This is a genomic window from Paenibacillus agaridevorans, assembly GCF_018604145.1.
Lineage (GTDB): Bacteria > Bacillota > Bacilli > Paenibacillales > Paenibacillaceae > Pristimantibacillus > Pristimantibacillus agaridevorans.
The window spans coordinates 7,039,269-7,065,833 of the sequence record NZ_CP075889.1; the positions used below are offsets into that span (position 1 = coordinate 7,039,269).

Below are 26,565 nucleotides of genomic sequence, written 5' to 3' on the forward strand. Positions count from 1 at the left end.
TATCCCTCATAAGAGGAGAGGATCTAACGTGGAAGCACTGGCACTGGAACGCAAGGCGGAACAAAACCGCGAGCTGCGCGAGAAGCTGATGCAATTGAAGAAGGAACGCAACGCTATCATTCTTGCTCATTATTATCAACGCGACGAAATTCAGGAGGTGGCTGACTTCCGCGGCGACTCGTTCCTGCTGGCGCAGAAAGCTGCCCAGACGGACGCGGACGTTATTGTATTCTGCGGCGTGCACTTTATGGGCGAAAGCGCAAAGATTTTGGCGCCGAACAAGACGGTCATCATTCCCGACGAACGTGCGGGCTGCCCTATGGCGGATATGGTTAACGTCGACGGACTGCGCAAGCTAAAGGCTCAGCATCCCAATGCGAAGGTCGTCACGTACATCAACTCGTCGGCCGAGATCAAGGCGGAGACGGATATTTGCTGTACGTCGGCTAATGCCGTCAAGGTCGTCAATTCGGTGGAAGGCGACGAGGTGATCTGGGTACCGGACAAGAACCTCGGCCACTACGTGCAGCAAAACACCGACAAAAAGATGATCATCTGGGAAGGCTATTGCAACACGCACGATATGCTCACCGTCAAGGATGTCGAAGAGATGAAGGCGAAGTATCCGAACGCGCAATTCGTCGTGCATCCGGAGTGCCGTCCAGAGGTTGTCGAGCTGGGCGACTTCGTCGGCAGCACGACGGCGATCATCAAGTATTGCCGCGAGTCCGATTGCCAGGAGTTCATCGTCGGCACGGAAGACGGCACCGGCTACCAGCTGCGTCTGGACAGCCCCAACAAGACATTCCATTTTGCATCCAAATATTTGGTCTGCCCGAACATGAAGGTTAACAATTTGAAGAAGCTCGTGAAGTGTCTGGAGACGATGCAGCCTCAAATCTACGTGCCCCCTCATGTAGCGGAACAAGCCCGTCTGTCGCTCGAGCGCATGCTGTTGGTGAAGTAGCATGCGCTGCTCCCTTATTGGGGCAGTCGCGATAGTCCGGTCAGGTTAGGCAGCAGCACTCCGTAAGAGCAACATAGCAAGCCTGAAGCTTAGATGCACGCCAAATCAGGAGGAGCACACATGATTCCTAGATACCTCATCGACGTGGAGCTGGACACGCTGCCGGTCGTAGAGAAAGATGTCATTGTCATCGGGGCCGGCATTGCCGGTCTTTTTACCGCTATACGCTCGAGCGAACAGCATTCGGTGCTGATGATCACGAAGAAATCATTGCTTGACAGCAATACGCGCTACGCGCAAGGCGGCATCGCGGCCGTTATATCCGAGGACGATTCGCCGGCCTACCATCGGCAGGACACGCTGATCGCCGGAGCCGGCCTATGCGACGACGAAGCCGTCGACGTGCTGGTGCACGAAGGGCCTAAGGGCGTACGAAGCCTCATCAAAATGGGCACCCAGTTCGACCTCGAAAACGGCGAGTTCGCCCTGACGAAGGAAGGCGCTCACAGCCAGCGCCGCATCCTCCATGCCAACGGCGACGCGACCGGCTATGAGATTGTTCGCGCGCTCTCGGAGACGGCCATGTCGACGCCGGGCATCGAGGTATGGGACGATCATTTCGTTATCGACCTCGTGACGGAGGACGGCGTTTGCTGCGGCGCAATCGTGCAAAAGCCGAGCGGAGAGCGGCTGTTCGTGCGCGGCAAGGCGACTATTCTATGCTCCGGCGGCGCGGGTCAGCTCTACCGCTACACGACGAATCCCGAAGTCGCGACCGGCGATGGCGTAGCCATGGCTTACCGCGCAGGCGCTTACATACGAGACCCCGAATTTATCCAGTTCCATCCCACATCGCTCTGCTATCCCGGTGCGCCAAGGTTTCTGATCTCGGAAGCCGTGCGCGGCGAGGGAGCCGTCCTGCGGAATATCAGAGGCGAGCGTTTTATGCACAAATATCACGAGCAGCTGGAGCTTGCGCCGCGCGACGTCGTCGCCCGGGCGATCGTCAGCGAGATGGAGGAGACGCGTTCCACCTTCGTCTATATCGATATAACGCATGAATCGGCGGAGATGGTCAAACATCGCTTCCCTACGATTTACCAGACATGTCTGACATACGGTCTCGATCTGACGTCCGACTGGATTCCCGTCGCTCCCGCGATGCACTATATGATGGGCGGGGTAAAGACGGATCTGAACGGCGAGACGAATATCAAGCGGCTCTTCGCCTGCGGCGAAGTGTCGTCGACGGGCGTGCACGGCGCGAACCGGCTGGCGAGCAACTCGCTCTCCGAGGCGATCGTCTACGGACGCCGCATCATTAAACGTATCGAGGAGCTGGGACCGAACGAGGTCCAGCCAAAGGTCGTCAATAAGGTTGTCCGCAGCTCCGTCTCCATGCAAGCCGTGGTGGAGCGCCGACTGAAGCTGCAGAAGGTCATGGTCCGGTATGCGGGTTTGCGGCGCAATGAAAACGGTCTGCGCAAAGGTCTGGAGGAGCTGAAGCGGCAATTGCCGATCTTCCAGGCTACGTTGACGGAACGCGAGCAATACGAGTTCGCCAACTTGCTGACCTGCGCGCTTCTCACGACGGAAGCGGCGCTGCAGCGCGAGGAGAGCCGCGGCGCGCACTACAGGGAGGACTTCCCGGCGAAGGACGATCTTGTATGGCGCAAGCATACGATCCTGCATCATACTCAAGGCATAACCGAGGAGCGAATAGAACATGTTTGAATGGACGACGGGCGGGTACGACGAAGCGCTGCGGACCCAGATTAGAAGCTGGCTGGCCGAAGACATCGGCAACGGCGATATTACGACCGAGACGACGATACCGGCCGATTCGCAGTCCAAGGCCGTGATCCACGTAAAGGAGAGCGGCATCATCGCGGGCATTCCGGTGGCGAAGCTTGTATTCGAGGTCGTCGATCCTTCCCTTGTCTTTACCGCGCTTGTCCAGGACGGGGACTCGGTGACAAAGGGAACGGTTATTATAGAGGTGGAGGGCAGCACGCACAGCCTGCTGACGGGGGAACGCCTGGCGCTGAACCTGATGCAGCGGCTGTCCGGCATCGCCACCAAGACGAATGCTTTCGTGCAGAAGCTGCAAGGGCTTCCCGCACGTCTCGTGGATACTCGCAAAACAACTCCCGGCCACCGTCTGCTGGAGAAATACGCGGTTCGGGTAGGAGGCGGAGCCAACCATCGGTTCGGCCTATACGACGCCGTCATGATTAAGGACAACCATATCAAGGGCGCGGGCGGCATCACGGCCGCCGTTCGGGCTTCGCGGAGCCGCATTCCGCATACGATGAAGATCGAAGTGGAGACGGAGTCGATCGCGCAGGTCGAGGAGGCTCTGGCTTGCGGCGCGGACATCATCATGCTGGACAACATGGATAACGAACGAATGACGGAGGCGGTCAAGCTGATCAAAAGCCGCTCCCCGCATGTTATCGTCGAAGCATCCGGCGGCGTGAATCTGGATACGATTCATGGCATCGCCGCATGCGGCGTTGACGTCATTTCCGTAGGCGGGCTCACCTACTCGTTCAATGCGCTGGACATCAGTCTGGACCTGGGCGAGAAGAAGGGCGGTTCTTCGCAATGATTTTAGTCATCGACGTTGGCAACACTAACATCGTTATTGGCGTCTATAATGGTATGGAGCTGCTTCATCATTGGCGTCTCAGCACCAACCGCTCTGCCACCGTGGACGAGTATGGCATCAATATACACAATTTGTTCGGCTACGCGGGCATCAAGACGGATCAGATCGAAGGCGTCATTATCTCATCCGTCGTTCCGCCGCTTATGCGCATGCTGGAGCAGTTGTGCCTCAAATACATGCGCAAGGCGCCGCTTATCGTAGGTCCCGGCGTAAAAACGGGGCTAAATATTCGGTACGAAAACCCGCGCGAGGTGGGGGCGGACCGAATCGTCAACTCCGTGGCCGGCATCGAGAAGTACGGTACGCCGCTTATCGTGGTGGACTTCGGCACGGCTACGACGTTCGACTACATCGACGAGGGGGGCAATTACCTCGGCGGCGCGATCGTGCCGGGCATCGGCATCTCGACGGAGGCGCTGTATCAGCGCGCCGCGAAGCTGCCGCGCATCGAGCTGGCGAAGCCGAAGAGCGTCATTGGACGCAATCCGGTGACGTCGATGCAGGCGGGCATTATTTTTGGCTATGCGGGGCAGGTTGACGGGATTGTAGGCAGAATCAAGGCCGAATTCGGCGTAAAGCCTAGAGTCATCGCAACGGGCGGGTTGGCTGAGCTGATCGCCGCAGAATCGGATACAATAGAAGAAGTGGATCCTCTACTGACGTTGGAAGGTCTTCGCATTATCTACGAACGGAATCAGGAGGGGCAATCATAATGGAGCAAGGGCAATTGAACGACATTCTGGTGCGCGGAACGGCCTGGGGCGGCAAAATTCGCGTGTTCGCCTGCCGGACGACCAATCTGGTGGAAGAGCTTCGCCGCAGACATGATACGTTTCCGACGGCTACGGCCGCGCTGGGCCGGACCTTGTCCGTCGGCGCGATGATGGGCGCGATGCTCAAGGGCAAGGAGAAGCTGACGATTCAAGTAAAGGGCGACGGACCGATCGGACAAGTCGTCGTTGACGCGAATGCAGATGGTGAAGTGCGCGGCTATGTGGAGAATCCTCAGGCGCATCATGGCAGCAACGAACATGGCAAGCTCGACGTGGCAGGCGCGGTCGGCACGAGCGGTTATGTGCACATTACGAAGGATCTGGGGCTAAAGGAGCCGTATCGCGGCAGCGTTCCGATTATTTCGGGCGAGCTCGCGGAGGACTTCACCTATTATTTTGCAGTATCGGAGCAGACGCCTTCGGCGGTTGGCGTGGGCGTGCTGGTGGATACCGACAATTCCGTGCTTCATGCGGGCGGCTACATCGTACAATTGCTGCCGGGTTTAAGCGATGCGGAGATTACGCGTCTGGAACAGGCGATCGGGGTTATGCCGCCGGTCACGACGCTGCTGTCGCAAGGCGAGACGCCCGAAGGGCTGCTTAAGCGGGTTGTGGGCGAGGATGTCGTTATTCATAGCACGATGGATCTTGCCTTTAAGTGCCAATGCACCGCCGAGCGAGTGGAGCAGACGTTGATCAGTTTGGGGCAGCAGGAAATTCAGAGCATTATCGACGAAGACGGCCAAGCGGAAGTCGTCTGCCACTTCTGCAACGAGGCATTTACTTTTGGACAAGCGCAGCTGGAGCAGTTGTTGGAGCAGGCCAAACCTAAGCCAGTTCAATAACCGGAGGCCAGGAAACTATGAAAAGAGGAGAAGTGCTGAAGGCAGTCGTCATTCTGCAAGCGATCTGCTTGATTGCGCTGACGGGGGCCGTGCTGGTAAAGATGTTGCCGAATGCTTTCGGCCGAGGGACGGACGTTTCTCCCCCCGTGGAGGACGGCGAGGGCCCGGAGGTCCTGCCGGGAGACGAGGCGATCGCCTCGGTAGGCGGCAAGCCGATTACAAGGCGCCAATTGACCGAGGAGCTGTACAAGCAATACGGCGATGCCGTGCTTCGGACGCTGATGCTTCGCGAGGCGATGGGGTTGGAAGCGGCCAAGAAGGGCATCAAGGTAACGCAAGAGGAGATAGACCGCGAACTGGCATTGTCGGCCGAAGGGTACGAGAGCGAGGAGCGGTTTTTTACCGTTATGGAGGAGCAGCTGGGACTTCGCAAGGAGCAGGTCATGGAGGATATCCGCTACAGGCTGCTGCTCGAGGCTATTACTGCGGCTACGGTGACGGTGACGGACGAGGAGGCGCGACAATATATTGACGCGCATCCGGAGCGATTTGCGCCCAGGACGGAGTACCATCTGCGCTGGATACTTACGGAGACGCGGCGGCAGAGCAATGATATTGTCGACAAGCTGACGGACGGCGATTCGTTCGAAGAGCTGGCGAAGGCGTACTCCATGGACGAGTTTACGCGCGATACGGGCGGCGATCTCGGCTTTATCGAGGCTGAGGACCCGTTCTACGACGGCGCGATGCTCGCCGAAGCCGGTCTGCTCTCTATCGGGGAGACGGCCGGCCCCATCGCGCTGGAGTCTGGCTTCGCCGTCATTCAGCTCATGGGAGCGAAGTCGACGGAGGTGCTCACAGGCGGGCTCTTGCTCGCCTCGGTGCGCAAACAGCTTGCGCTGGAGCGGGCGAAGCCGATGGCCGAGATGGAGCAGGAGCTGCTCGCCCGGCATGAGGCGGTTGTGATGAAGTGAAGTAGCGAAGGGCGCGGCCGCTGGACGGTTGCGCCTTTGTGTCGTTTCAGGTGGCTTTGGTTCGAGTCAATGTAGTGGATTTCTCCACTATAATTAGCCGTCGCTTTACAACAATCATTCTTCCATGATTAAGTTGTAAAACTCCCCAGGCTTGATTCGCGTAATGTAGCCAATTGTTTCTGGAAATCGTCTACTATTACTACTTACTATAAACTTACATTTTTCTTGAATGGCTGTTACCCAAACATGGACATCTTGTTGATCGTAAGAGTTCAAAGGGTTTTGAAGTCCAAGTTGTTCCGCGAAATAAAAAGCCTCTTCTGTAGTGCAACCGCTTATTTCAGCAAGGGCTTGTCCAATTTTCATTTCAGTTCTCTTTATTATTTCCCAATGATAACGTCCTACCTTACTATTTACTACAGGATGGTTTTCTAAGACTGGATACACGAAATGATCTAAAAACTGTTCAACTATTGGTTCAGGGTAAACAGTCCCTGCAATTCCGTCATAGATGGCTTTTTTGTAAAACTCCATAAGACATACCCTGGACAAAACAGGGGTGAAATTAAGATTCTCTCCTGCAAGCCTTAACAATTTTCGGTTAATTCCATCAGTACGAATTGCACCACATAACACTGTGGTGTCAAATAAAACAGAATAAGGGGAAGCATTAGAGGAATTCATCTTCGTCTGCCTCCCCTTTTTCGTTATTCAACGTATTTAATTGTTCTTCAAATTCTTTTCGCTTTCTCGCCTCCTCAATCGTAATTTTGAAGTACTTCTTCGGAATCCTCCAATGCCCTCCTTCTGTCTGATAAGCATCAGGATATTTTCTTTTATCGCACCAACGCCGGATCGTTTGGTCACTTACACCTAAGATCTCAGCTACCTCAGTAGATGAATAAACTTCTGTTTTCCCCGCTGCAAGTACACCGATATACTCATTACCTTCGGCATCAAGGAAATGATTTGACAAGAGCTTCGCCATGATTCGTTTTTGAAGTGTTGTCTTATCAGTAGCATCATCATCATGAATAAGTTGAGAAAGCAATTCAATATACTCTACTAGTTGTTCGTGAGCACTTTCATAATCTTTCATCATCAACTCATAACGGATTTGTCGCTCTATATAACGAAATTGATTAGATAACTCCTTTGATGGCACTTCAATGTTTGAGTCATCCAAAAAATCTGTTGACTGCTTTAATAAAACGAATGTCCTTTCCACAATGCTTTTAAATACTGCTTTAGCGTTGTCCATGAGATTCTGCTCACTAAGTAATGAAACGGTATCCCATAGAAGTTCCTCATCACGCTCTTTAATCATATCGAACACCTCCTTATGTCTTATTATAATTGATTTTTTGTTGGATATTCAAGAAAAAGCAACAAACTCAACATTTTTATTTTTTCTGGATATCTCACCGCGCGGAAGAATGGCATTGGAAAGTGCATGTAAAGCAGCATGCAAAGTAGCTATTGACAACGGAAGCATGAGATTGTTAAGATGGAATAAGTATAATACCAACTATTTTAGTCGGATTAAGGAGGCTTTTCACTCATGGCAAGAATTGTGCAAAGCATTACAGAACTTATCGGCGATACACCACTGGTTCGTCTGAACCGCCTCGTACCTGAAGATAGCGCAGAAATATACGTGAAGCTGGAGTACCAGAACCCGGGAGCAAGCGTAAAGGACCGCATCGCGATCAGCATGATCGAAGTAGCGGAGCAAGAAGGCGTATTGAAGCCGGGCGACACGATCGTCGAGCCGACATCCGGCAACACGGGTATCGGTCTTGCTATGGTAGCAGCAGCTAAGGGCTACAAGGCTATTTTGGTTATGCCTGAGACGATGAGCCTTGAGCGTCGCAACCTGCTTCGCGCATACGGCGCGGAACTCGTGCTGACGCCAGGATCGGAAGGCATGAACGGCGCAGTTCGCAAGGCAGAAGAGCTGGTGAAGGAGAATGCGACATACTTCTTGCCGCAACAATTCAAGAACCAGGCGAACGTGAAGATTCACCGCGAGACGACGGGACCTGAGATCGTAGAAGCGATCAACTCCCTCGACGGCAAGCTTGACGCGTTTATCGCGGGTATTGGCACGGGCGGCACGATCACTGGCGCAGGCGAAGTGCTTAAGCAGAACTTCGAAGGCATCAAGATCTATGCGGTAGAGCCTGCGGCTTCCCCGATCTTATCCGGCGGCACTCCCGGTCCGCATAAGATTCAAGGCATCGGCGCCAACTTCGTGCCGGACATTCTGAACCGCGAGATCTATGACGGCGTTCTTACTGTCGAGAACGAAGAAGCGTTCGAGTACGCTCGTCGCGCGGCGAAAGAAGAAGGCATCCTTTGCGGCATCTCCTCCGGAGCGGCTATCAGCGCAGCGCTGAAAGTGGCAAAAGAGCTGGGTAAAGGCAAGCGCGTTGTCGCTATCGTTCCAAGCAACGGCGAACGTTACCTCAGCACGCCGCTGTTCAACTTCGAGAACTAAGACTACGCGATTCATGCAGCACGCATCCCATCATGAGGCATCCTGGCGGTATAGGGAGAAGGACCGATGACGGCGAGTGGCGAATTTGCATGACACAGCGCAACGAAATATACCGAAGTGCCTTTCATTCTGCGGAGTGGAAGGCGCTTTTCTTTTGCGGGCCGATTCGGTATACTAGGCGCTAACAAGAAAGAAGGACGGGGGGGCGAAGGTGATGGTCACCGCTTGGGAAGAATGGCTTAGGTGGCGTGCCGAAGGGAAGTATACGACGTTGCCCTGCGTACTGGAGCTGCCTTATCAACCGCATGGCGGAGATATAATCGCTTCCTGGGAGGAAGTGTGGCAGGACGCATCGCCGTATGCGTTCGTACTGGAGAGCGGCAAGGTCGGCAGCTTCACTTATTTGGGAGCGCATCCCGATGGCGTTATTAGAGGCAAAGGGCTGGAAGCCGAGTCGATGACCTTTCTGTCGCTCGATGAGCAGGCCGCCCAGCGCAAGCGCTGGAAGGGCAAGCCGCTGGACATCGTTCGTCAGTGGATGGGCGACAGCCGGGGGCCGCGTCTGGATCGGGGGCCGAAGTGGTTGGGCGGCTGCGCGGGCTTCTGGAGTTACGACATCGTTCGCACCATCGAGAAGCTGCCTGAGGTCGCTGCAGACGACACGAATATTCCGGACTACTTGTTCATGCGGATGAATGAGCTCTGGGTTGTCGACCATGAGCGCTCCGTTGTTTATTGCGTCGTCCATAGTCCGGTGGAGATCGATACCTCGGAGGAGGCGCTTCGCGAGGTGTATGATCGGTCCGTGTCCCGGACGGAAGGGATGGCCGATTATTGGCTGACTTGGTTCGAGGAAGAGAAGGCGACAGTTCGCGCGCAGGCTTTGCGTGAACGCCGGAAGGCGCTGCTGGAAAATGATTCGCTCCACATTAATATCGAAGAGCTGCAAGGGCTGAGCTCCCCTTTTACGAAGGATGCTTTTCAGGATGCCGTTCGCCGGATACAGGATTACATCGGGCAAGGGGATGTGTTCCAGGTAAATCTGTCCCAGCGGCAGAGCCGCAAGGTGGAGGCAGCGCCTGAGGAGCTGTACGAATGGCTGCGATTGTTTAATCCATCGCCGTATATGGGCTTTCTGCGTTGTCCCGATTTTCAGCTGGTATCCGCGTCGCCGGAGCTGCTGGTCGAGCTCGTGGACGGCCGGCTCGGTACGCGTCCCATCGCGGGCACCAGGCGACGTGGGCGTACGGAGGAAGAGGATTTGCGTTTCGAAGAGGAGCTGCGCACGAACGAGAAGGAGATTGCCGAGCACATTATGCTCGTCGATTTGGAGCGCAACGATCTTGGACGCATCTCCAGGTACGGCACGGTAAAGGTAAAGGAGCTTATGGTCATCGAACGTTACTCTCACGTGATGCATCTCGTCTCGCAGGTCGACGGGGAGCTTGCCGAGAGCAAGGATGCTTATGATGTCATTGCCGCGACATTCCCTGGCGGCACGATCACGGGAGCGCCGAAAATTCGAACGATGGAGATCATCGAGGAGCTGGAGCCCGTTCGCCGCGGTCCATACACAGGATCGATGGGATGGATTGACTATAACGGAGATATGGAATTTAATATTATTATTAGAACGATGGCGGTACAGGACGGGATTGTGCACATTCAAGCCGGAGCGGGCATCGTAATCGATTCCGATCCGGAACGCGAATATTACGAGTCTTTGAGCAAGGCCAAGGCGCTGTGGAAGGCAATCGAATACAGCGGCCGTTTCGCGGCGGAGTAGAGCAGAGCAAGCAGTCGCATTCACTGATGAGAAGAGAAGAGGACGAGGGGGAGACGAACATGATTTTGGTCATCGACAACTATGATTCGTTTACGTACAATCTGGTGCAGTATCTGGGAGAGCTGGGCGAGGAGATTGTGGTCAAACGGAATGACGAGATTGATCTGGCGGGCATCGAGGCGCTTCGTCCGGATCATATCCTGATCTCGCCGGGGCCGTGCTCTCCGAACGAGGCGGGCATTAGTCTGGCGCTGATCGAACGCTTTAAGGGGGTTATCCCTATTTTCGGCGTCTGTCTCGGGCATCAGTCCATCGGACAAGCGTTCGGCGGCGATGTGGTGCGGGCGGAGAAGCTGATGCACGGCAAGACGTCCTTGATCCATCATGATGGCCGAACGCTCTTTGAGGGCATGGAGTCTCCATTTACCGCGACGCGGTACCACTCGCTCATCGTGAAGCGGGAGACGTTGCCGGATTGTCTCGAGATTAGCGCAGAGACGGCCGAAGGCGAGATTATGGCGCTTCGTCACAAGGAGTATGCGATCGAGGGCGTGCAGTTCCATCCGGAATCCATCATTACGGATCACGGTCACGCGATGCTTCGCAACTTCCTGCGTCATACGGCCGGAACACTGCAGCGATGAAGATCTGGTTGAACGGTAGCATCGTAGATGGGGGAGAAGCCGTGATCTCGGTATATGATCACGGCTTTTTGTACGGGCTTGGGTTGTTCGAGACGTTCCGCACCTATGGCGGGGTGCCATACTTGCTGGAACGGCACTTGGACAGGCTGCGCGGCGGATGCATGGAGCTGGGTATCCCGTTCGCCATGGAGGCGGATGAACTGCGCAGGGAGATAACGTTGCTGCTCGCTGCGAACGGACTGGCCGACGGCTACATTCGGCTGACCGTCAGTGCCGGAGTTGGCGAGCTCGGCTTGCCTGCAGGCGACTACAATGCCCCAACGGTGCTGATCTTGGCCAAGTCGCTTCCGGTGGTCGGGGCGGACGCGCTGCGCCGAGGCCGGGAGCTGCGACTGCTTCGCACGCGGAGAAACAGCCCCGAAGGTAAGGTGCGCTTCAAGTCGCTGCATTATATGAACAACATCATCGCCAAGCGGGAGATGCTGGGGTTGATGCAGGAGCGGGAGCCGCAGTCATTCCATTTACAGCAACAGGTCGTGCAGCAGCCTGAAGAACCGAGTAACGATCAGAAGCAACATCGTCCGGATCAAGTGCAGGAGTCGGGCAACGAGCGGAGTTTGGTGAGTAGTCGAGACCGGACCGTTCAGGTAGCTTCGTTGCCGTCCCCTGGCGCGGAGGGGCTGATGCTGAGCCGGGACGGCTGGTTGACGGAAGGTATCGTGAGCAATCTGTTCTTCCTTCGTCAGGGCGTGATCTATACGCCTTGCATTGAGACGGGGATTTTGCCTGGCGTGACTCGAGCGCGTGTGATAGAGCTGGCGCGTGATACGGGCTATGAGGTCGAGGAAGGTTTGTACACATGGGAGCAACTGCTTGAGGCGGAGGAAGTGTGGCTGACGAACTCCATTCAGGAGCTGGTGCCGGTAACGAGGCTCAGCGACTGGGACGGTCTGGAGCGCAAGGTCGGCATCGGCGAAGCGGGAGCCCTGACGCTGGAACTGCTGGACATGTATCGATCCGACACGGAAGCGGCAACACTGTAAGAATACGTGGCGGCCGATGCGGCAAGCCGATCGTGCGAGTGCCTTCCCCCAGCGCTAGCACACCGGATCCTGGCGCTCGCCCAATGGCTAATGACATGAATGGATGACGGGTGTATTCGGCCGATAGAAAGCACGGAGAGTAACTGTAGCAGCAGGGAGGACGATAAGTGATGGACAGCAGGAATCAGACTGGTGGAGCGCGAGAGGTGCGGGGGGAAAAAGATATAAAAGATCGACGCGATGTCCAATTGACGGGCGCGAACGAAGTTACTTTTGCTCCGATCTTTCGTAAGCGGAGCTACGACCTGGGAGGCGGCATACAGTTGTCGCTGGGAGATCGGACGTTGATCATGGGCATCTTGAATGCGACGCCGGATTCCTTTTCGGACGGCGGACGTTATATGGATGTGGAGGCAGCCGTGGCCCACGCCCGCAGCATGGTAGAGCAAGGCGCCGACATTCTCGACATCGGCGGCGAATCGACCAGGCCGGGCTTCGACACCGTCAGCGCCGAAGAAGAAATTCGTCGCGTCGTGCCGGTTATTGCCGCAGTGCGCGCTGCGCTGCCGCATATCCCGTTGTCGATCGACACGTATAAGGCATCGACCGCCCGCGCCGCGCTGGAAGCCGGCGCGCATATCATCAACGACATCTGGGGTCTCAAGAGCGACCCCGCCATGGCCGCCGTAGCGGCGGAATATGGCTGCCCCGTCATCGTCAGCCATAACAGACACGCCCGGGACTACACCGACTTCGTCCCGGACGTGCTCGCCGATCTGCGCGGCAGCATCGGCCTCGCCCTGGCGGCTGGCGTCGCCGAGGATGCCATCTGGGTAGACCCAGGCATCGGCTTCGCCAAAACCTACGAGGACAACCTCGCCCTGCTCGGTCACCTGCGGGAACTGACGGCGCTCGGCTGCCCCATATTGCTGGGCACCTCGCGCAAGCGGTTTATCCGGCAGGCGCTGGATCTGCCGGTCGATCAGGTCGCCTGGGGCACGGCGGCGACCGTTGCGCTGGGCATCGCGCATGGCGCTCAGATCATGCGCGTGCACGATGTTCGCGAGATGAAGCTCACGGCGCTGATGGCGGACGCCATCCATTATTTGCGCGACTAAATACTAGGCAGCATGTCTCCCCCGGCTCGTCCAGTCAGGCGACTCAGTTAGCGGAGAAGCCTCGCTCGACAGTCGGGGGATCTTACATATCGGTGGGAACCTTGCTCTTCCGTCGAACGGCTTACTTAGCCTTGGAAACCTCGCTCGTCCGTCGGGCGACTCAGTTAGCAGGGATGCCTCGCTCGACAGTCGGGGGATTACATATCGGTGGGAACCTCGTTCGACCAGTCAGCCGACGCAGTTAGCGGTTTGAAACCTCGCTCGTCAGTCGGGCGATTTACATAACGTGGGAAACCTCGCTCGTCAATCGGGCGACTTATTTAGCCGTGAGATTCCCTTTCCCCTGCCCCGCGTCGTTTGTCGGCTCCGTTAGCGGGAAAACCTCCCACTAATCGCGAACGTATGCGCATTTCAGCACAAACAGAAGGAAAACCTCCCACTAATTGAGGCAATTTGCCCAGCGCTTGGCTGTAGAGGGCATATTAAAGGGCGAATTTCCTGTTAATGTCGATAGATAGGTGGGTATGGAGAATTTAGAGGGACAAATTCCCTTAATTCGTCAAGCGTGCGGTTGAGCGGGGGTGTGAAGTCGACATTCCTCGGTCATCCGTGCGGTTGGACGGGGACTCGAAGCCGACATTCTTCGCCAAGCGAACGGTTGAGCGAGTCGCGACACGCAGCGAAGCGGCAACTGTCCGTAGCGAAGCCAAACTGCACGCAGCGGAGCGCTAGCTGCCACGGCCGCAGCTGCCCGCCCGGCAGGCGCACTAACGTACACGTGTGACGCCCTCAGCTTGTCTATGACGCCAACCGAGGACCTTTAACCCTGGTTACTTTGTCGGAAGCGGCACGTATGGGGAGCGGCTCGCATTAGGGAAAAGCACATGCAGGAGGAAGGAGCAACTATAGTGGATTTGATGAAGGTAACCGGTATGCGCTTCTATGGCTATCATGGCGTATTCCCGGAGGAGAATAAGCTGGGGCAGCAATACTATGTGGATCTCGAGCTGAGCCTGGATCTGGATCAAGCGGCGCGAGAGGATGATTTGGAGGCAACAGTCAATTATGCCGAACTGCACGCATTGACAAAAAGTATCGTGGAGGGGCCGCCCTTCAAGCTGATCGAGGCGTTGGCGGGCTGCATTGCATCGCGTCTGCTGGAGACTTATACTAGGATCAACGAAGTCACGGTGCGTGTGACGAAGCCGCATCCGCCGTTCGACATTCATTTCGACGGCGTGACGATCGAGCTGCGGAGAAAGCGGGACGGCCATGGCGGCATCATCCGAGCATAAGGCGGCCCCACAGGCCCCCGCCAAGGAAGTCGGCAACGCGGGACATACCGACGCATCGCCAGCCGCTGAGGCAGCTGCCCGAGCCACGGCGCCGCAGCCATCCGCATCGCAATCACCTGCGGAATTTGCCGCTGTGCCAGTAACTGTCTCGCCGTTGTCTGCGGCTAATGAAGCAGCCGCCCGGACCACGGCGCCGCAGCCACCCGCATCGCAATCGCCTGCGGAATCTGCCGACAGGCCAGCACTTGTCTCGCCGTTGTCGCCGCCTGTCGCCGCCTACATCGCCCTCGGCTCCAACATGGGCGACCGCGAGGCGCATCTCATGCGAGCGATCGGTGAGCTTAACAACCAGCCCGGTATCGAAGTGACGGCCGTGTCGGGCATCTACGAGACGGATCCTGTCGGCTACACCGACCAGCCGGCCTTCCTGAACATGGCGGTTGCCGTCAAGACCGGGCTGGCGCCGCTTGAGCTGCTGCGGACGCAGCTGCGGCTGGAGAGCGCCCTCGGGCGAATTCGACAAGAACGTTGGGGACCGAGAACCATTGACCTTGATCTTCTCCTGTACGATAATGTCAGAATGGATCAAGAGGAGCTGACGCTGCCGCATCCGCGCATGATGGAACGCGCATTCGTCCTTGTTCCGCTGCATGATGTGATCTCGAGTTCGCATCCGCTGCATGAGCAGGTGTCCACGACGTCCGCTGCGGCGCTTCAGGCAGGAAAGGATGGCATTACGTTATGGAAAACAATCAATTGGCGCAGCGCGTCAGAGCCTTCAGGAAGCTGAAAGGCTACACACAGCAGGAGCTGGCCAAGGAGCTGGGCGTGTCGGTTGCGGTACTTGGATCGCTGGAGCGCGGGACGCGCAGAAACGACCCGAAGCTGCTGCATCATATTGCGGAGACGCTTGGCATCAGCTACGAAGAACTGATGACAATTAGGGGGGAGTAAGGAGCGGCATGCTGAGAATCGGGGACATCCAGATGAAGAACAGAGTGGTACTGGCGCCGATGGCAGGCGTGTGCAACCCTGCTTTTCGCTTAATTGCCAAGGAGTTCGGAACCGGGCTCGTGTGCGCCGAAATGGTGAGCGACAAGGCCATTCTGCACGGCAACAAGCGTACGATGGAGATGCTGTTCGTCGACGAGCGCGAGAAGCCGCTTAGCTTGCAGATCTTCGGAGGGGACCGCGAATCGCTCGTGGAAGCCGCCAAGGTCGTCGACAAGCAGACGAACGCGGATATTATAGATATTAACATGGGCTGTCCGGTGCCGAAGGTAACGAAGTGCGACGCGGGCGCCCGCTGGCTGCTGGATCCGAACAAGATCTACGAGATGGTATCCTCCGTCGTAGATGCAGTCGACAAGCCGGTTACCGTAAAGATGCGCATCGGCTGGGATGACGAGCATGTATATGCGGTCGAGAATGCCCAGGCGGTCGAACGCGCGGGAGGCAAGGCGGTTAGCGTGCACGGACGAACGCGAGAGCAGCAGTATACGGGCAAAGCCAACTGGGACATCATAAGAGATGTCAAAAATAACGTAAACATTCCAGTCATCGGCAACGGCGACGTCTTCTCGCCCGAGGATGCGCAGCGGATGCTGGACACGACGGGCGTCGACGGCGTCATGATCGGGCGCGGCGCGCTGGGCAATCCGTGGATGCTGTATCGCACGATCCAGTATCTGCAAAATGGCGAGCTGCTCGGCGATCCCGCGCCACGCGAGAAGATGGAGGTCGCGATACTCCACTTGGACCGCCTGATCGCGCTCAAGAACGAAGCGGTCGCCGTACGCGAGATGCGCAAGCATCTGGCTTGGTACCTCAAGGGACTGCCGGGAGGCGCTCGCGTCAAGGACGCCATCATGGAAGAGACGGGCCGCGACCGCATGGTCTCCATCCTGGAGACGTACATTTCTTCACTGGAGAATGAAGCCGAAGGAGCTCCAGCGCCTTCCGCAAGCGCAAACCACGCTACCGCAGAGGAGATTGTTCACTAAGGGAAGCGACCTCTCATTAATATGTCGTACAAGCGGTTATTCGACATCAGTCGACAGTAACCGCTTTGTGTCGTCATGGGCTGCGAGACCGGCGGGAGCAGCTTACACCGAATAGTCTGACTTCGATTGACATTCGTGGTACGTTGCAATATAATCGTCCAATATAATCAAAGTTTTCATATAGAATGCGCTTTATCAGAGCGTTGGTCTGTACCACCCAATACGTAATATATTAAGTAACAGTGAATTCATACACGGTATGAAAATTAGTCACGCGACAGGAGAATCGGGAAGATGAACGATAAGCAAATCATTCTGACTCAAGATGGGCTCAAGAAGCTTGAAGAAGAGCTTGAGAATCTGAAGTCGGTTAAGCGTCGTGAAGTTGCCGAACGGATCAAGATTGCCATCGGTTACGGTGACATTAGCGAGAACTCCGAATACGAGGACGCGAAGAATGAGCAAGCCTTTATCGAAGGCCGCATCATTACCCTTGAGAAGATGCTTCGCAACGCGCGGATCATTAATAATGACGACATCGACATCGATACCGTAAGCATCGGTTCGATCGTGACCGTAGAAGACCTGGAGTTCCGTGACACGATGGAATACGCGATCGTCGGTACGGCGGAGTCCGATCCGCTTCAGAACAAGATTTCGAATGAAAGCCCTGTCGGCAAGGCCATCCTTGGGAAGAAGAAGGGGACGGTCGTAGAAGTGAATGTGCCGGCGGGAGTTATTCAATATAAAATCATCGATATCAAGAAATAAGGCGTGAACGCCGATTTCGAAAGCTTCCTCACAGGAAGCTTTTTGAACGTTTATGCATCTTGTGGTCAAAAGGAGATGGAAGCATTGTCGGAACAAGAGTTGAACAACGAGCAGGAGCTGAGCGAGCTTTTGCAGATTCGCAGAGACAAGCTGGATGAATTGAGGGGACTCGGCGTAGATCCGTTCGGACGGAAGTTCGAGCGCACGCATCATGCCAAGGACATTCTGACCGAGTATGAGGGCCTCAGCAAAGAAGAGCTGGAGGAGAAGGCGGTTAAAGTCAGCATCGCCGGCCGCATCATGCAGAAGCGGGGCATGGGCAAAGCGGGCTTCGCCCACATCCAGGACCTCTCCGGACGGATCCAGATCTATGTGCGCAAAGATTCGGTAGCCGAGCACAAGTTCGCGGCGTTCGATCTGCTCGACATCGGCGATATTGTAGGCGTACAGGGCACCGTGTTCAAAACAAACACAGGCGAAGTATCCGTCAAAGCGCTGGACGTCGACGTACTGACCAAGTCGCTGCTGCCGCTGCCTGACAAACATCACGGTCTTAAGGACGTCGAGCTGCGCTATCGCCAACGTTACGTCGATCTGATCGTCAACCCCGACGTGCAGCAATCGTTTATCACGCGTTCCCGCATTATCCAGTCGATGCGCAGATACCTCGACTCGCTCGGCTACCTCGAGGTCGAGACGCCGACGCTGCACAGCATCGCAGGCGGGGCCGCTGCGCGTCCGTTTATCACGCATCACAATGCGCTGGACATGCAGTTGTATATGCGGATCGCCATCGAGCTGCATCTAAAACGCCTGATCGTCGGCGGCCTCGAGAAGGTCTACGAGATCGGCCGCGTCTATCGCAACGAAGGCATCTCCACGCGTCATAATCCGGAGTTTACGATGATCGAATTGTACGAGGCATATGCCGACTACAAGGACATCATGGCGCTGACAGAGAACCTGATCGCCCATATCGCGCAAGAGGTGCTGGGCACGACCAAGATCAACTATCAAGGCCAGGAAGTGGACCTGACGCCGCCTTGGCGCCGCGTAACCATGGTCGATCTCGTCAAAGAAGTGACAGGCGTCGACTTCGGAGTCGAAATGACCGACGAACAAGCGCATGCGCTGGCCAAGGAGCATAAGATTCCGGTAGAGCCGCATATGACGTTCGGCCACATTCTTAACGCGTTCTTTGAAGAACGCTGCGAGTCCACTCTGATCCAGCCGACGTTCGTCATGGGCCATCCCGTCGCGATCTCGCCGCTGGCGAAAAAGAGCGAGGCCGACCCGCGCTTCACGGACCGTTTCGAGCTGTTTATCGTGGCTCGCGAGCATGCCAACGCGTTCACCGAGCTTAACGACCCGATCGACCAGCGCGAACGCTTTGAGTCGCAGCTCGTCGAGAAGGATCAAGGCAACGACGAGGCGCATGAGATGGATGACGACTTCATCCGCGCGCTGGAGTACGGCATGCCGCCTACGGGCGGACTCGGCATCGGCATCGACCGTTTGGTCATGCTACTGACCGATGCGCCATCCATCCGCGACGTGCTGCTCTTCCCTCATATGCGGGAGCTGCGTTCGGGAGAATAATTCCGGCAGCGACAACTAACCTATTTAATCGACCGCTCAGTTTAGCTGGGCGGTTTTGTTGTGTTGGGCTGAATCCTGCTTTATTATGGAAAAGTTTATCAAAATAAACACCTGAAAATGCATCTTTTGCACTGAAAATACAACTGTCGACTCATGTCGAAAGTAGGAGTAAAGAGTCATTTTAATCATCAAAGTTGTCATAAACGCTTGTTAAGCGTTTTCATAGACAGATTCTTCCTTTACCCGCACGGAAGAGGTGCTATATACTAGTAATTAATGATAGAACCTCCAGTCGTAGTCTGTCTACTTATGCCGAATTGACTAATTTGATGATTCAAAAGTGTCGATTTCTGCATATCCTTTCAAAATAGCAGCCAGCGACCGATAAAGTAGTAGTAAGGAGGTTGCCATCATGATCGACATACATACGCATATTCTGCCCGGAATCGACGATGGAGCCGCAAACGCGGAAGATGTCGCGGAGCTGGCTCGCGCCGCATGCGAGGACGGGATTACATTATTGATTGCAACGCCTCATCATGCCAACGGCACTTATCTCAACCCAGCTGCACAAATACTTACATTAGTAGAAGAATGTAATGAGCGATGGCAAGAATCGGGTATACCTCTAAGGGTGTATCCCGGCCAGGAGATTCGCGTGCACGATGATTTGCTGGATGCGTGGCATCGCGGTGAGTTGCTTACGCTGGCGGGTTCCAGATTTATCTTGCTGGAGATGCCTTCATCCCGTATTCCCAAGGGAATGTCGGAGCTTGTGCACGAGCTGGTTCTATTGGGGCTGACACCGGTGATTGCCCATCCGGAACGCAATGCCGAGGTGGTCAAACATCCGGAGCGGCTGGAAGAGCTGATCGAGATCGGCGCTTGCGCGCAGGTCACGACTCATTCGCTGCTTGGGGGCTTCGGAAGACGAATCGAACAAACTTCCATGGAATTAATGAGAAGGGGCTGCATTCATCTGTTATCCTCGGATGCGCATCATGTGCAGCGAAGAGGATTTCGTATGGGCGAAGCCTATTCGTTCATTGAGAGAACAATGGGAGAACAGTGGGTCGTCTACCTCAAGACCAACGCAGCCGGCATCCTGCATGACAGACCTTTTGGCGAGCAACCGTATATCGATCAAACCAGGTCCGGCGGCAAGGTCAAGAAGCTGTTGTCGACCATCTTTGCGCGCTAGAGAAGAAACGCAAGACAACGTTTTACGAGGTTCCATTTGCGTCTTGCCCTAACAGGCGGGTGCATTAATTCTAATATAGAGGTGATTGAAAGTGACTTTTAAAAGAAAACTAGCGGTAACGACAATCGCGGCAAGCGTAGCGATGTCCGCATTCGCGGGAATTCCTCTCAGCAGCAAGGGGCTGTCCGAGAAGCTTGGTTTTAACAATGTAGCTTACGCTACTAATCTGTCTGACTTGATTACAAAGTCCGACAAGCTTTATACCGCATTGAGTAATATTACAAACGGTGTATCGAATGTCAACGATTTGAAAACCGCAATTAACAATGCTTTGACGGCCGACAGCACGATTATCGCAACATTGGTAGGGAAAATTTCCGTCGGAAATTCTACTATCGAGGGCCAAGTCGAAAACCTGATCACAGATCTCTTGACTAATGTACTTCCTAGCGATGCGGCCGCTACATTCGCAGACTATGCGGATGAGTATGAGGGTCTTCTGACTGCTATTCGCGGACAGCATGGTTTGACAGCCCTGTCCGTTGAGGACCTGGCTTCTGTAATCTTGCAGATGCAAGTGAATTTCTCCGCGCTGCTGGTTGACTTTGATCTGAATAATATCGCCACAATCAAGGAGCAATTGAAGACTGCGGCTACTAACGCTATCAATTCTAACACGAATGTAGAGTTATTCGCGGATGAGGTTGGTATTACAGGCGAGGATTTCGCCGATATCTATGTAGGTCTGCAAAATAGCTCGTTTGTTTCCTTCCCGACGCTGCTCGCAGCTTACAACGTGCTGAACCAGGCTTACAAGGCCGCATTCCCATCGACCCCTCCATGGAGCGGCGGCATCTACGTACCTCCTGCAACTATCGATATTCCAGCCGAAGTCAAAGAGCTGGAAAAGAAATTCGAAGAGCTCGCTGAGAAGCTGGAAAACGCTAGCGACGAGGAGAAGGCTGAGCTTATCGCAGAAGCGATTGCAGAGGCGCAAGCTTTGATCGACAAACTGTCCGACCTGGCCAACTTGGTAACCGTTAGTGGTGATGTTGCGACGCTGAAACTGGACGAGAACAAGGCGCTGGCTGCCATCGCCGGTATTGGCGCAGTTGTTGCCGCTCTTGAAGAAGCGACTGGTGCAACAATCGAAAACCTGGATGTAACGGTCGATTTCGGCAACGTTGCCCAAGATAACCTTGTTGTAGCTCTATCCGACGCTGTCATGAAGAAAGCTGTTGAGGTTGGACTCACAGGCATTATTCTGAAAGTTAGCGGCTTGGAGGTTAAACTGCCGGTTGGCGGTACGTTCTCCAATGTTGTAGACTTCAAGATCAACAAATCCGAGGCTACTGAAGAAGTAACTGGCGGTCTGCAAGCGGCATCCGATGTATTCGAGTTCAATCTCTCTGTGGGCGGCAAGCCGACGACAACCTTCAGCAAGCCGGTTCAAATTATATTCCCGCTTGGCGATACAACAGGCCTGGATACGGAGCTCCTGACATTAGCCAAGATTGTTGAGGAAGGTCTTGAATTCCACGGCGGCCGCGTCAAAGGCAAAACAATCATCGAGAACCGCGATTCCTTCTCGTCCTATGTAGTCGTAGAAAACTCGGTTTCCTTCGACGACACGGCAAGCGTAGACGCATGGGCTGGCCGCGCAATCGAGGTTATTGCAGCCAAGGGCGTTATTCATGGCAAGCTGGAAGGCCAATTCGACCCATCGGCCAAAGTAACTCGCGCACAATTCGCGAAAATGCTCGTTCGCGCGCTTGATCTGAACAACCAGGCTGCAAAGGAAAAATTCGCGGACGTAGAAGATGACGCATGGTACGCTCCTTACATCGCTGCAGCTTCCGAGAACGGCATTATCTATGGCCGCTCCGCAACGAGATTCGATCCGCATGCTGAAGTTACACGCGCAGAGATGGCTACGATGGTTGCACGCGGTCTAAAAGCAACGAGTGGTGCAACAGACATTGAAGATGTCGAAAAAGCGCTGCAAGCTTTCGCCGACGCGGAGCAAATTAACGAAACGCTGAAGCAAGGCGTGGCGTTTGCTGCCGAACATAGCATTGTAGTTGGCAACGGAGGCAAGTTCGCTCCTAACGCAAGCGCAACACGCGCTCAAGCTGCAGTTATCATCTACCGTGCATTCAACTTTGAGGTTTAATTAAAAGTTGATCGTACATTGCGCTGAGTCATAAGCTCAGCAAGAAGTTTTCAATGGAATAATCTTCCTCCCATGTGGATGGGAGGAAGATTTTTTCGCGATTACCGCCATTGTTGTAGTAATATATCGGATCATAGGTTAATATTAGGATATTCATAGTTCAAAAGGCATGAAAAAGAGATTTGTTTTGTGCCTAATGGAGGAGTATTAAGTGTCAAACGAACTAGATTTGCGACAGTACATGACTATTATTCGCAAGAGACTCCCATTCATACTCATACTCGTTCTTCTCAGCTCCGCGGCTGCGGCCGTATTCAGCCTGTTCTTTAAGGATCCTCTATATGAAGCCTCGACGAAGATCATCGTTAATCAGACCCAATCGCAGCTAACGACAGGACAGCTGGACTTGAACCAAATAAATACGAATATTCGCATGATTGATACATACAAGGAAATCATCAAGACGCCGGCTATCCTGGATAAGGTCGAAGAAGGTTACCCTGAGCTTGGGTTAACGGCTGAGCAGTTGGCGCAAAAGATCAGGGTCAGCTCCGTGAATAACACGCAAGTGATGACGCTGGTCGTGGAGGATACGGAATATCGTAAAGCGGCGGAGACCGTAAATGCCGTGTCGAATGTGTTCCGCGAGGAGATTCAGCATATTTTCAAGGTGGAGAACGTGTCCATTCTAAATGAGGCGGATCCGACGCGCGAGCCTGGGCCCGTATCGCCAAACGTGCCGCTTAATATCGCCATTGCATTCGTCGTTTCATTAATGGTTGGCGTCGGTATTGTCTTTCTGCTGGAATACCTCGATGACACGATTAAGACGGAGGCGGATGTGTTGGAATATCTGGATCAACCAACACTTGCCATGATATCCAAGATGAGTGCGGAGGATTCGGGACAGGATCAATCGCGCAAGAAAGCCAATAAACCTTACGTCAGGGGGGAATTAGAGCGTGTCACGGTCGAAAAATAAACGTCAGTTGATTACCCTTACGAATTCCCGTTCTCCGATATCGGAGTCCTACCGGGCCCTGCGTACGAACATAGATTTTTCCTCTATCGACGAGAAGCTTCAGGTCATTATGGTTTCTTCTGCGGGACCAGGCGAAGGTAAGTCGACGACGATTGCGAATCTTGCAGTCGCTTACGCACAGTCAGAGCGCAATACGCTGTTGATTGACGCCGATCTGCGGAAGCCTACTGCCCATCATACCTTCTCCGTTTCCAACAGATGGGGACTATCGTCCGTTATCTCGAAGCAATGCACCATCGAAGAGGTTGTCCAGATGACGGATATCCCGAATCTGAATGTCATGACGTCGGGGACAATCCCGCCGAATCCGGCGGAGATGTTAGGCTCTAACCGAATGTCTGCGATTATTGAACATCTCAAGTCGCAATACGACGTCATCCTGATCGATACCCCGCCATTGCTAGCCGTTACGGATGCTCAGATCGTAGCAAGCAAGTGCGACGGAGCTATCTTGGTCGTCGACCAGGGCAAGGTAAAGCGCGACATCGCCAAAAAGGCGATCCAAAACCTGCAGGCTGTAAATGCGCGTATATTGGGTGTCGTACTGAACAACGTGAAGCGCAAGGCCAATGAAGAAGCTTACTACTATTATTACGGAACGCAGGAATAAGCGGGACTTATACGAGAGCCGGAGGTGAAAAGGGATGAGTGTACGGAGAAGGAATTTTATCATACTGGTGGTTGACTTTCTAATCATATGGGCGTCAATAGTCATTGCATATCTGTTCCGATTCAATGCAGACATCCCTCCCGGCTATGTCTCGCAATTATTTGTATTTGCAGCAGCCTCGACCTTGGCCGTCAGCTTAACGTTCGCTTACTTCGATATGTATAGGCGGATGTGGCAGTATGCCAGTATTGGCGAAATAATTGGGTTAGTGAAAGCAGTAATAACGGGTATTGTGCTAGCCTATCTATGGACTTACTTGATTACAGGCAATCGAGTGCCGTTGTCGATCACGACTAGAACGTTAGAGACGATGCTGTTGTTTATGGGAGGCTCGCGCTTTATATGGCGGCTTATCCGGGTTAACCGATCAGCCAAGAATGAGATGAAAACGAATATATTGGTCGTAGGAGCAGGCGATTGCGGGGCGCTTATTGCCAAGGAAATAATGACGAATCGCAGCTTTATCCAAAGCAAGCTTGTTGGCTTTATCGATGACGATCCTTACAAGCGCTATATGCAGGTCATGGGTTATCCCGTGTTCGGCGGTCGTAGCGACATTGTAGATGTTGTGAAGATGCATCATGTTCATGACATCGTTATTGCCATGCCGTCTTCCAAGCGAGCGGAGATTAGCGACCTTATTAATATATGTATGACGACAGGCGCCAAGGTCAAGATCATACCGGCAATCGATGATATTATTACCGGCAAGCTGGCGATCCAGACGTTGCGTAATGTCGAGGTCGAAGACTTGCTGGGCAGAGAACCCGTCAATATTGATTTAAATGGCGTCATGGATTATGTAACGGGCAAGATTGTCCTGGTTACGGGCGCGGGCGGTTCCATCGGTTCGGAGCTTTCCCGTCAGATCGCCTCCTTCTCTCCAAGCAAGCTATTGCTTCTGGGGCATGGCGAGAACAGTATCTACACCATCGAGATGGAGCTTAGAACGAGGTTCGCCCAGGTTGCCATAGAGACCGTTATTGCAGACATACAGGATCGAGAGCGTATGGATCAAGTATTCGGACAATTCATGCCGCAAGTGGTCTTCCACGCGGCTGCGCATAAGCATGTTCCTCTTATGGAGCGCAACCCGTCCGAAGCGATCAAAAATAATGTGTTCGGCACTCGCAACGTCGCCGATGCGGCGGACAAGCACGGCGCGTCACGTTTCGTTATGATCTCCTCCGACAAGGCAGTCAACCCCACTAGCATTATGGGTGCGACGAAACGAATCGCCGAGATGTACATACAGAGTATCAATAATACTAGCCGCACCCAATTCGTAGCTGTTCGATTCGGCAACGTGCTTGGCAGCAGGGGCAGCGTCATCCCTCGCTTTAAGGAACAGATCGAAGCTGGCGGACCCGTGACGGTGACCCATCCGGAGATGGTTCGTTACTTCATGACGATTCCGGAGGCCGTTCAGCTTGTCATTCAGGCTGGCGCATTCGCACGCGGCGGCGAAATCTTTATCCTGGACATGGGCAAGCCGGTCCGTATTTTGGATCTTGCCAAGGATCTGATTCGTTTGTCCGGTCTGGAGCCGGATGTCGACATACCGATCCGCTTTAGCGGCTTGCGCGAAGGCGAGAAGCTGTACGAGGAGCTGCTGACCGAAGCCGAAGCGACCACGGCAACCCAGCATGAGCGCATCTTCGTAGGCAAGGCTCAATCTCTCGATCGCCAAGAGCTGGAGCTCAAGCTTTTGCATCTTAAGAACATTATCGGCTCCGAACCGCAAGTTGTGAAGGCTGCCATTGAACAATTAGTACCATTCTTTATACAGGAACATGTTGCATTTACCCTTGAGCCTGAGTTACAACATGATCGGAGGGCGATCTAGATGAGACAACGCAAACCAAAAATGAAAACTTGGAAAAAGGTTTTGATATGGGTAGCTTCTATTATCGTGGTATTGGGCGTAGGAGGACTCTTTGCGGCTAACTATGCGATGGACAAAATGATTGCACAGCTTTCCGCAAGTCTGGAGGACGAGCTGTTGGAGGAAGTCATTACTACACCGACTGCCACTCCCAACGGTGGTGGGGACGGGACTGTGAATCAGCCCGCGACTAGCGAGCCGGATGGCGAGGGTTCAGAGGGGCAGGTTGACTCGCCTAGCAGCTCGAGTGGTCAAAGCAACGAATTTAATAATGGGGTTAATTCCGGTTCAATGAATGGTTACTCCGCAGAGATCTCAACGGACAAAGCGAAGGACGTACAAGATAAAATAACAGTTTCAGAAAAGGCGCAACTAGCCTCCGTATTCTTAAAACAACTTAGCATGGATGATATTAAAACACTTCAAGAGCTTGCCGGTGGTGGTCTTAATCAAGAAGAAAAAAAGGAAGCACGCACACTTATTCTAAATCGTCTTACTCCAGAGCAGTACGACGGGCTTATTAAAATTGCCAAGAAGTACGGTATGAGTCAAGGAAGAAGCTATGAAGAGGTATCTAAGGAACAGTAGCTTTGATAGGAGGAGAT

Annotated in this window: 25 protein-coding genes; 23 read left to right on the forward strand and 2 right to left on the reverse strand. The window is 54.2% G+C overall.

All coding sequences use genetic code 11. The annotated features are described in order from the left end of the window. Positions 1–28: 28 nt before the first annotated feature. The 6 genes from nadA to KJW29_RS28310 all read left to right on the forward strand — a co-directional run bounded on the left by nadA (position 29) and on the right by KJW29_RS28310 (position 6,230). Entirely contained in the window at positions 29–967 is a 939-nt protein-coding gene (gene nadA / locus KJW29_RS28285) for a quinolinate synthase NadA (protein WP_087571602.1), read from the forward strand. Between the two features lie 120 nt (positions 968–1,087). Further along, positions 1,088–2,701 (forward strand): L-aspartate oxidase, encoded by a 1,614-nt coding sequence (gene nadB, locus KJW29_RS28290; RefSeq protein WP_214627163.1) that lies wholly within the window; start codon positions 1,088–1,090, stop codon positions 2,699–2,701. Beyond that, entirely contained in the window at positions 2,694–3,578 is an 885-nt protein-coding gene (gene nadC / locus KJW29_RS28295) for a carboxylating nicotinate-nucleotide diphosphorylase (protein WP_214627164.1), read from the forward strand. Before nadB ends, nadC begins: the two co-directional genes overlap by 8 nt. Then, positions 3,575–4,351, forward strand: coding sequence for a type III pantothenate kinase (locus KJW29_RS28300; protein WP_214627165.1), 777 nt, complete (start codon positions 3,575–3,577; stop codon positions 4,349–4,351). The genes nadC and KJW29_RS28300 overlap by 4 nt, the downstream gene beginning before the upstream one ends. Next, the gene (gene hslO / locus KJW29_RS28305) at positions 4,351–5,256 is read left to right on the forward strand and encodes an Hsp33 family molecular chaperone HslO (RefSeq protein WP_214627166.1); all 906 of its coding nucleotides are present in this window, start codon (positions 4,351–4,353) and stop codon (positions 5,254–5,256) included. Before KJW29_RS28300 ends, hslO begins: the two co-directional genes overlap by 1 nt. A gap of 17 nt (positions 5,257–5,273) precedes the next feature. Then, positions 5,274–6,230, forward strand: a complete 957-nt coding sequence (locus KJW29_RS28310) for a peptidylprolyl isomerase (protein ID WP_214627167.1) — start codon at positions 5,274–5,276, stop codon at positions 6,228–6,230. Positions 6,231–6,344: 114 nt separating this feature from the next. Here KJW29_RS28310 and KJW29_RS28315 read toward each other — a convergent pair whose 3' ends face one another. After that, complete coding sequence (locus KJW29_RS28315) at positions 6,345–6,914, reverse strand: PIN domain-containing protein (RefSeq protein ID WP_214627168.1); 570 nt, start codon at positions 6,912–6,914, stop codon at positions 6,345–6,347. Next, positions 6,901–7,557 (reverse strand): helix-turn-helix domain-containing protein, encoded by a 657-nt coding sequence (locus tag KJW29_RS28320; protein ID WP_214627169.1) that lies wholly within the window; start codon positions 7,555–7,557, stop codon positions 6,901–6,903. Before KJW29_RS28320 ends, KJW29_RS28315 begins: the two co-directional genes overlap by 14 nt. 234 nt (positions 7,558–7,791) lie before the next feature. Between KJW29_RS28320 and cysK the strand changes: the two genes are divergently transcribed. From cysK to KJW29_RS28405, 17 genes are all read left to right on the forward strand, one after another. Beyond that, positions 7,792–8,730, forward strand: a complete 939-nt coding sequence (cysK, locus tag KJW29_RS28325; RefSeq protein WP_187103148.1) for a cysteine synthase A — start codon at positions 7,792–7,794, stop codon at positions 8,728–8,730. Positions 8,731–8,944: 214 nt separating this feature from the next. Further along, a complete protein-coding gene (locus KJW29_RS28330; RefSeq protein ID WP_214627170.1) occupies positions 8,945–10,516 on the forward strand; it encodes an anthranilate synthase component I family protein in 1,572 nt (523 codons plus the stop codon). Positions 10,517–10,575: 59 nt separating this feature from the next. Continuing rightward, a complete protein-coding gene (gene pabA / locus KJW29_RS28335) occupies positions 10,576–11,160 on the forward strand; it encodes an aminodeoxychorismate/anthranilate synthase component II (protein ID WP_214631354.1) in 585 nt (194 codons plus the stop codon). Beyond that, on the forward strand, positions 11,157–12,203 hold the full coding sequence (locus tag KJW29_RS36315) for an aminotransferase class IV (RefSeq protein WP_246608419.1): 1,047 nt from the start codon (positions 11,157–11,159) through the stop codon (positions 12,201–12,203). Before pabA ends, KJW29_RS36315 begins: the two co-directional genes overlap by 4 nt. Before the next feature lie 170 nt (positions 12,204–12,373). Beyond that, on the forward strand, positions 12,374–13,321 hold the full coding sequence (gene folP / locus KJW29_RS28345; protein WP_214627171.1) for a dihydropteroate synthase: 948 nt from the start codon (positions 12,374–12,376) through the stop codon (positions 13,319–13,321). A 917-nt stretch (positions 13,322–14,238) separates the two neighbouring features. After that, on the forward strand, positions 14,239–14,616 hold the full coding sequence (gene folB, locus KJW29_RS28350; protein WP_397374649.1) for a dihydroneopterin aldolase: 378 nt from the start codon (positions 14,239–14,241) through the stop codon (positions 14,614–14,616). Further along, positions 14,594–15,406 carry a 2-amino-4-hydroxy-6-hydroxymethyldihydropteridine diphosphokinase gene (gene folK, locus KJW29_RS36320; RefSeq protein WP_214627172.1) on the forward strand — a complete coding sequence of 271 codons (813 nt, stop codon included), beginning with the start codon at positions 14,594–14,596 and terminating at the stop codon, positions 15,404–15,406. The genes folB and folK overlap by 23 nt, the downstream gene beginning before the upstream one ends. Continuing rightward, on the forward strand, positions 15,358–15,570 hold the full coding sequence (locus tag KJW29_RS28360; RefSeq protein ID WP_214627173.1) for a helix-turn-helix domain-containing protein: 213 nt from the start codon (positions 15,358–15,360) through the stop codon (positions 15,568–15,570). Before folK ends, KJW29_RS28360 begins: the two co-directional genes overlap by 49 nt. Before the next feature lie 8 nt (positions 15,571–15,578). Beyond that, complete coding sequence (gene dusB, locus KJW29_RS28365; RefSeq protein ID WP_214627174.1) at positions 15,579–16,619, forward strand: tRNA dihydrouridine synthase DusB; 1,041 nt, start codon at positions 15,579–15,581, stop codon at positions 16,617–16,619. Positions 16,620–16,913: 294 nt separating this feature from the next. Then, on the forward strand, positions 16,914–17,390 hold the full coding sequence (gene greA / locus KJW29_RS28370; RefSeq protein WP_087571617.1) for a transcription elongation factor GreA: 477 nt from the start codon (positions 16,914–16,916) through the stop codon (positions 17,388–17,390). A gap of 75 nt (positions 17,391–17,465) precedes the next feature. Further along, positions 17,466–18,989 (forward strand): lysine--tRNA ligase, encoded by a 1,524-nt coding sequence (gene lysS / locus KJW29_RS28375; protein WP_214627175.1) that lies wholly within the window; start codon positions 17,466–17,468, stop codon positions 18,987–18,989. Positions 18,990–19,401: 412 nt separating this feature from the next. Beyond that, a complete protein-coding gene (locus tag KJW29_RS28380; protein ID WP_214627176.1) occupies positions 19,402–20,190 on the forward strand; it encodes a tyrosine-protein phosphatase in 789 nt (262 codons plus the stop codon). A gap of 91 nt (positions 20,191–20,281) precedes the next feature. After that, positions 20,282–22,363: an S-layer homology domain-containing protein gene (locus tag KJW29_RS28385; RefSeq protein WP_214627177.1), complete on the forward strand. Its 2,082-nt coding sequence runs from the start codon at positions 20,282–20,284 to the stop codon at positions 22,361–22,363. A 211-nt stretch (positions 22,364–22,574) separates the two neighbouring features. Continuing rightward, positions 22,575–23,345, forward strand: coding sequence for a YveK family protein (locus tag KJW29_RS28390; protein ID WP_214627178.1), 771 nt, complete (start codon positions 22,575–22,577; stop codon positions 23,343–23,345). Then, positions 23,326–24,015 (forward strand): CpsD/CapB family tyrosine-protein kinase, encoded by a 690-nt coding sequence (locus tag KJW29_RS28395; RefSeq protein ID WP_087571621.1) that lies wholly within the window; start codon positions 23,326–23,328, stop codon positions 24,013–24,015. The genes KJW29_RS28390 and KJW29_RS28395 overlap by 20 nt, the downstream gene beginning before the upstream one ends. A 34-nt stretch (positions 24,016–24,049) precedes the next feature. Next, positions 24,050–25,921, forward strand: coding sequence for a polysaccharide biosynthesis protein (locus KJW29_RS28400; protein ID WP_087571622.1), 1,872 nt, complete (start codon positions 24,050–24,052; stop codon positions 25,919–25,921). Continuing rightward, positions 25,922–26,548 carry a hypothetical protein gene (locus KJW29_RS28405; RefSeq protein WP_214627179.1) on the forward strand — a complete coding sequence of 209 codons (627 nt, stop codon included), beginning with the start codon at positions 25,922–25,924 and terminating at the stop codon, positions 26,546–26,548. Positions 26,549–26,565 lie beyond the last annotated feature (17 nt).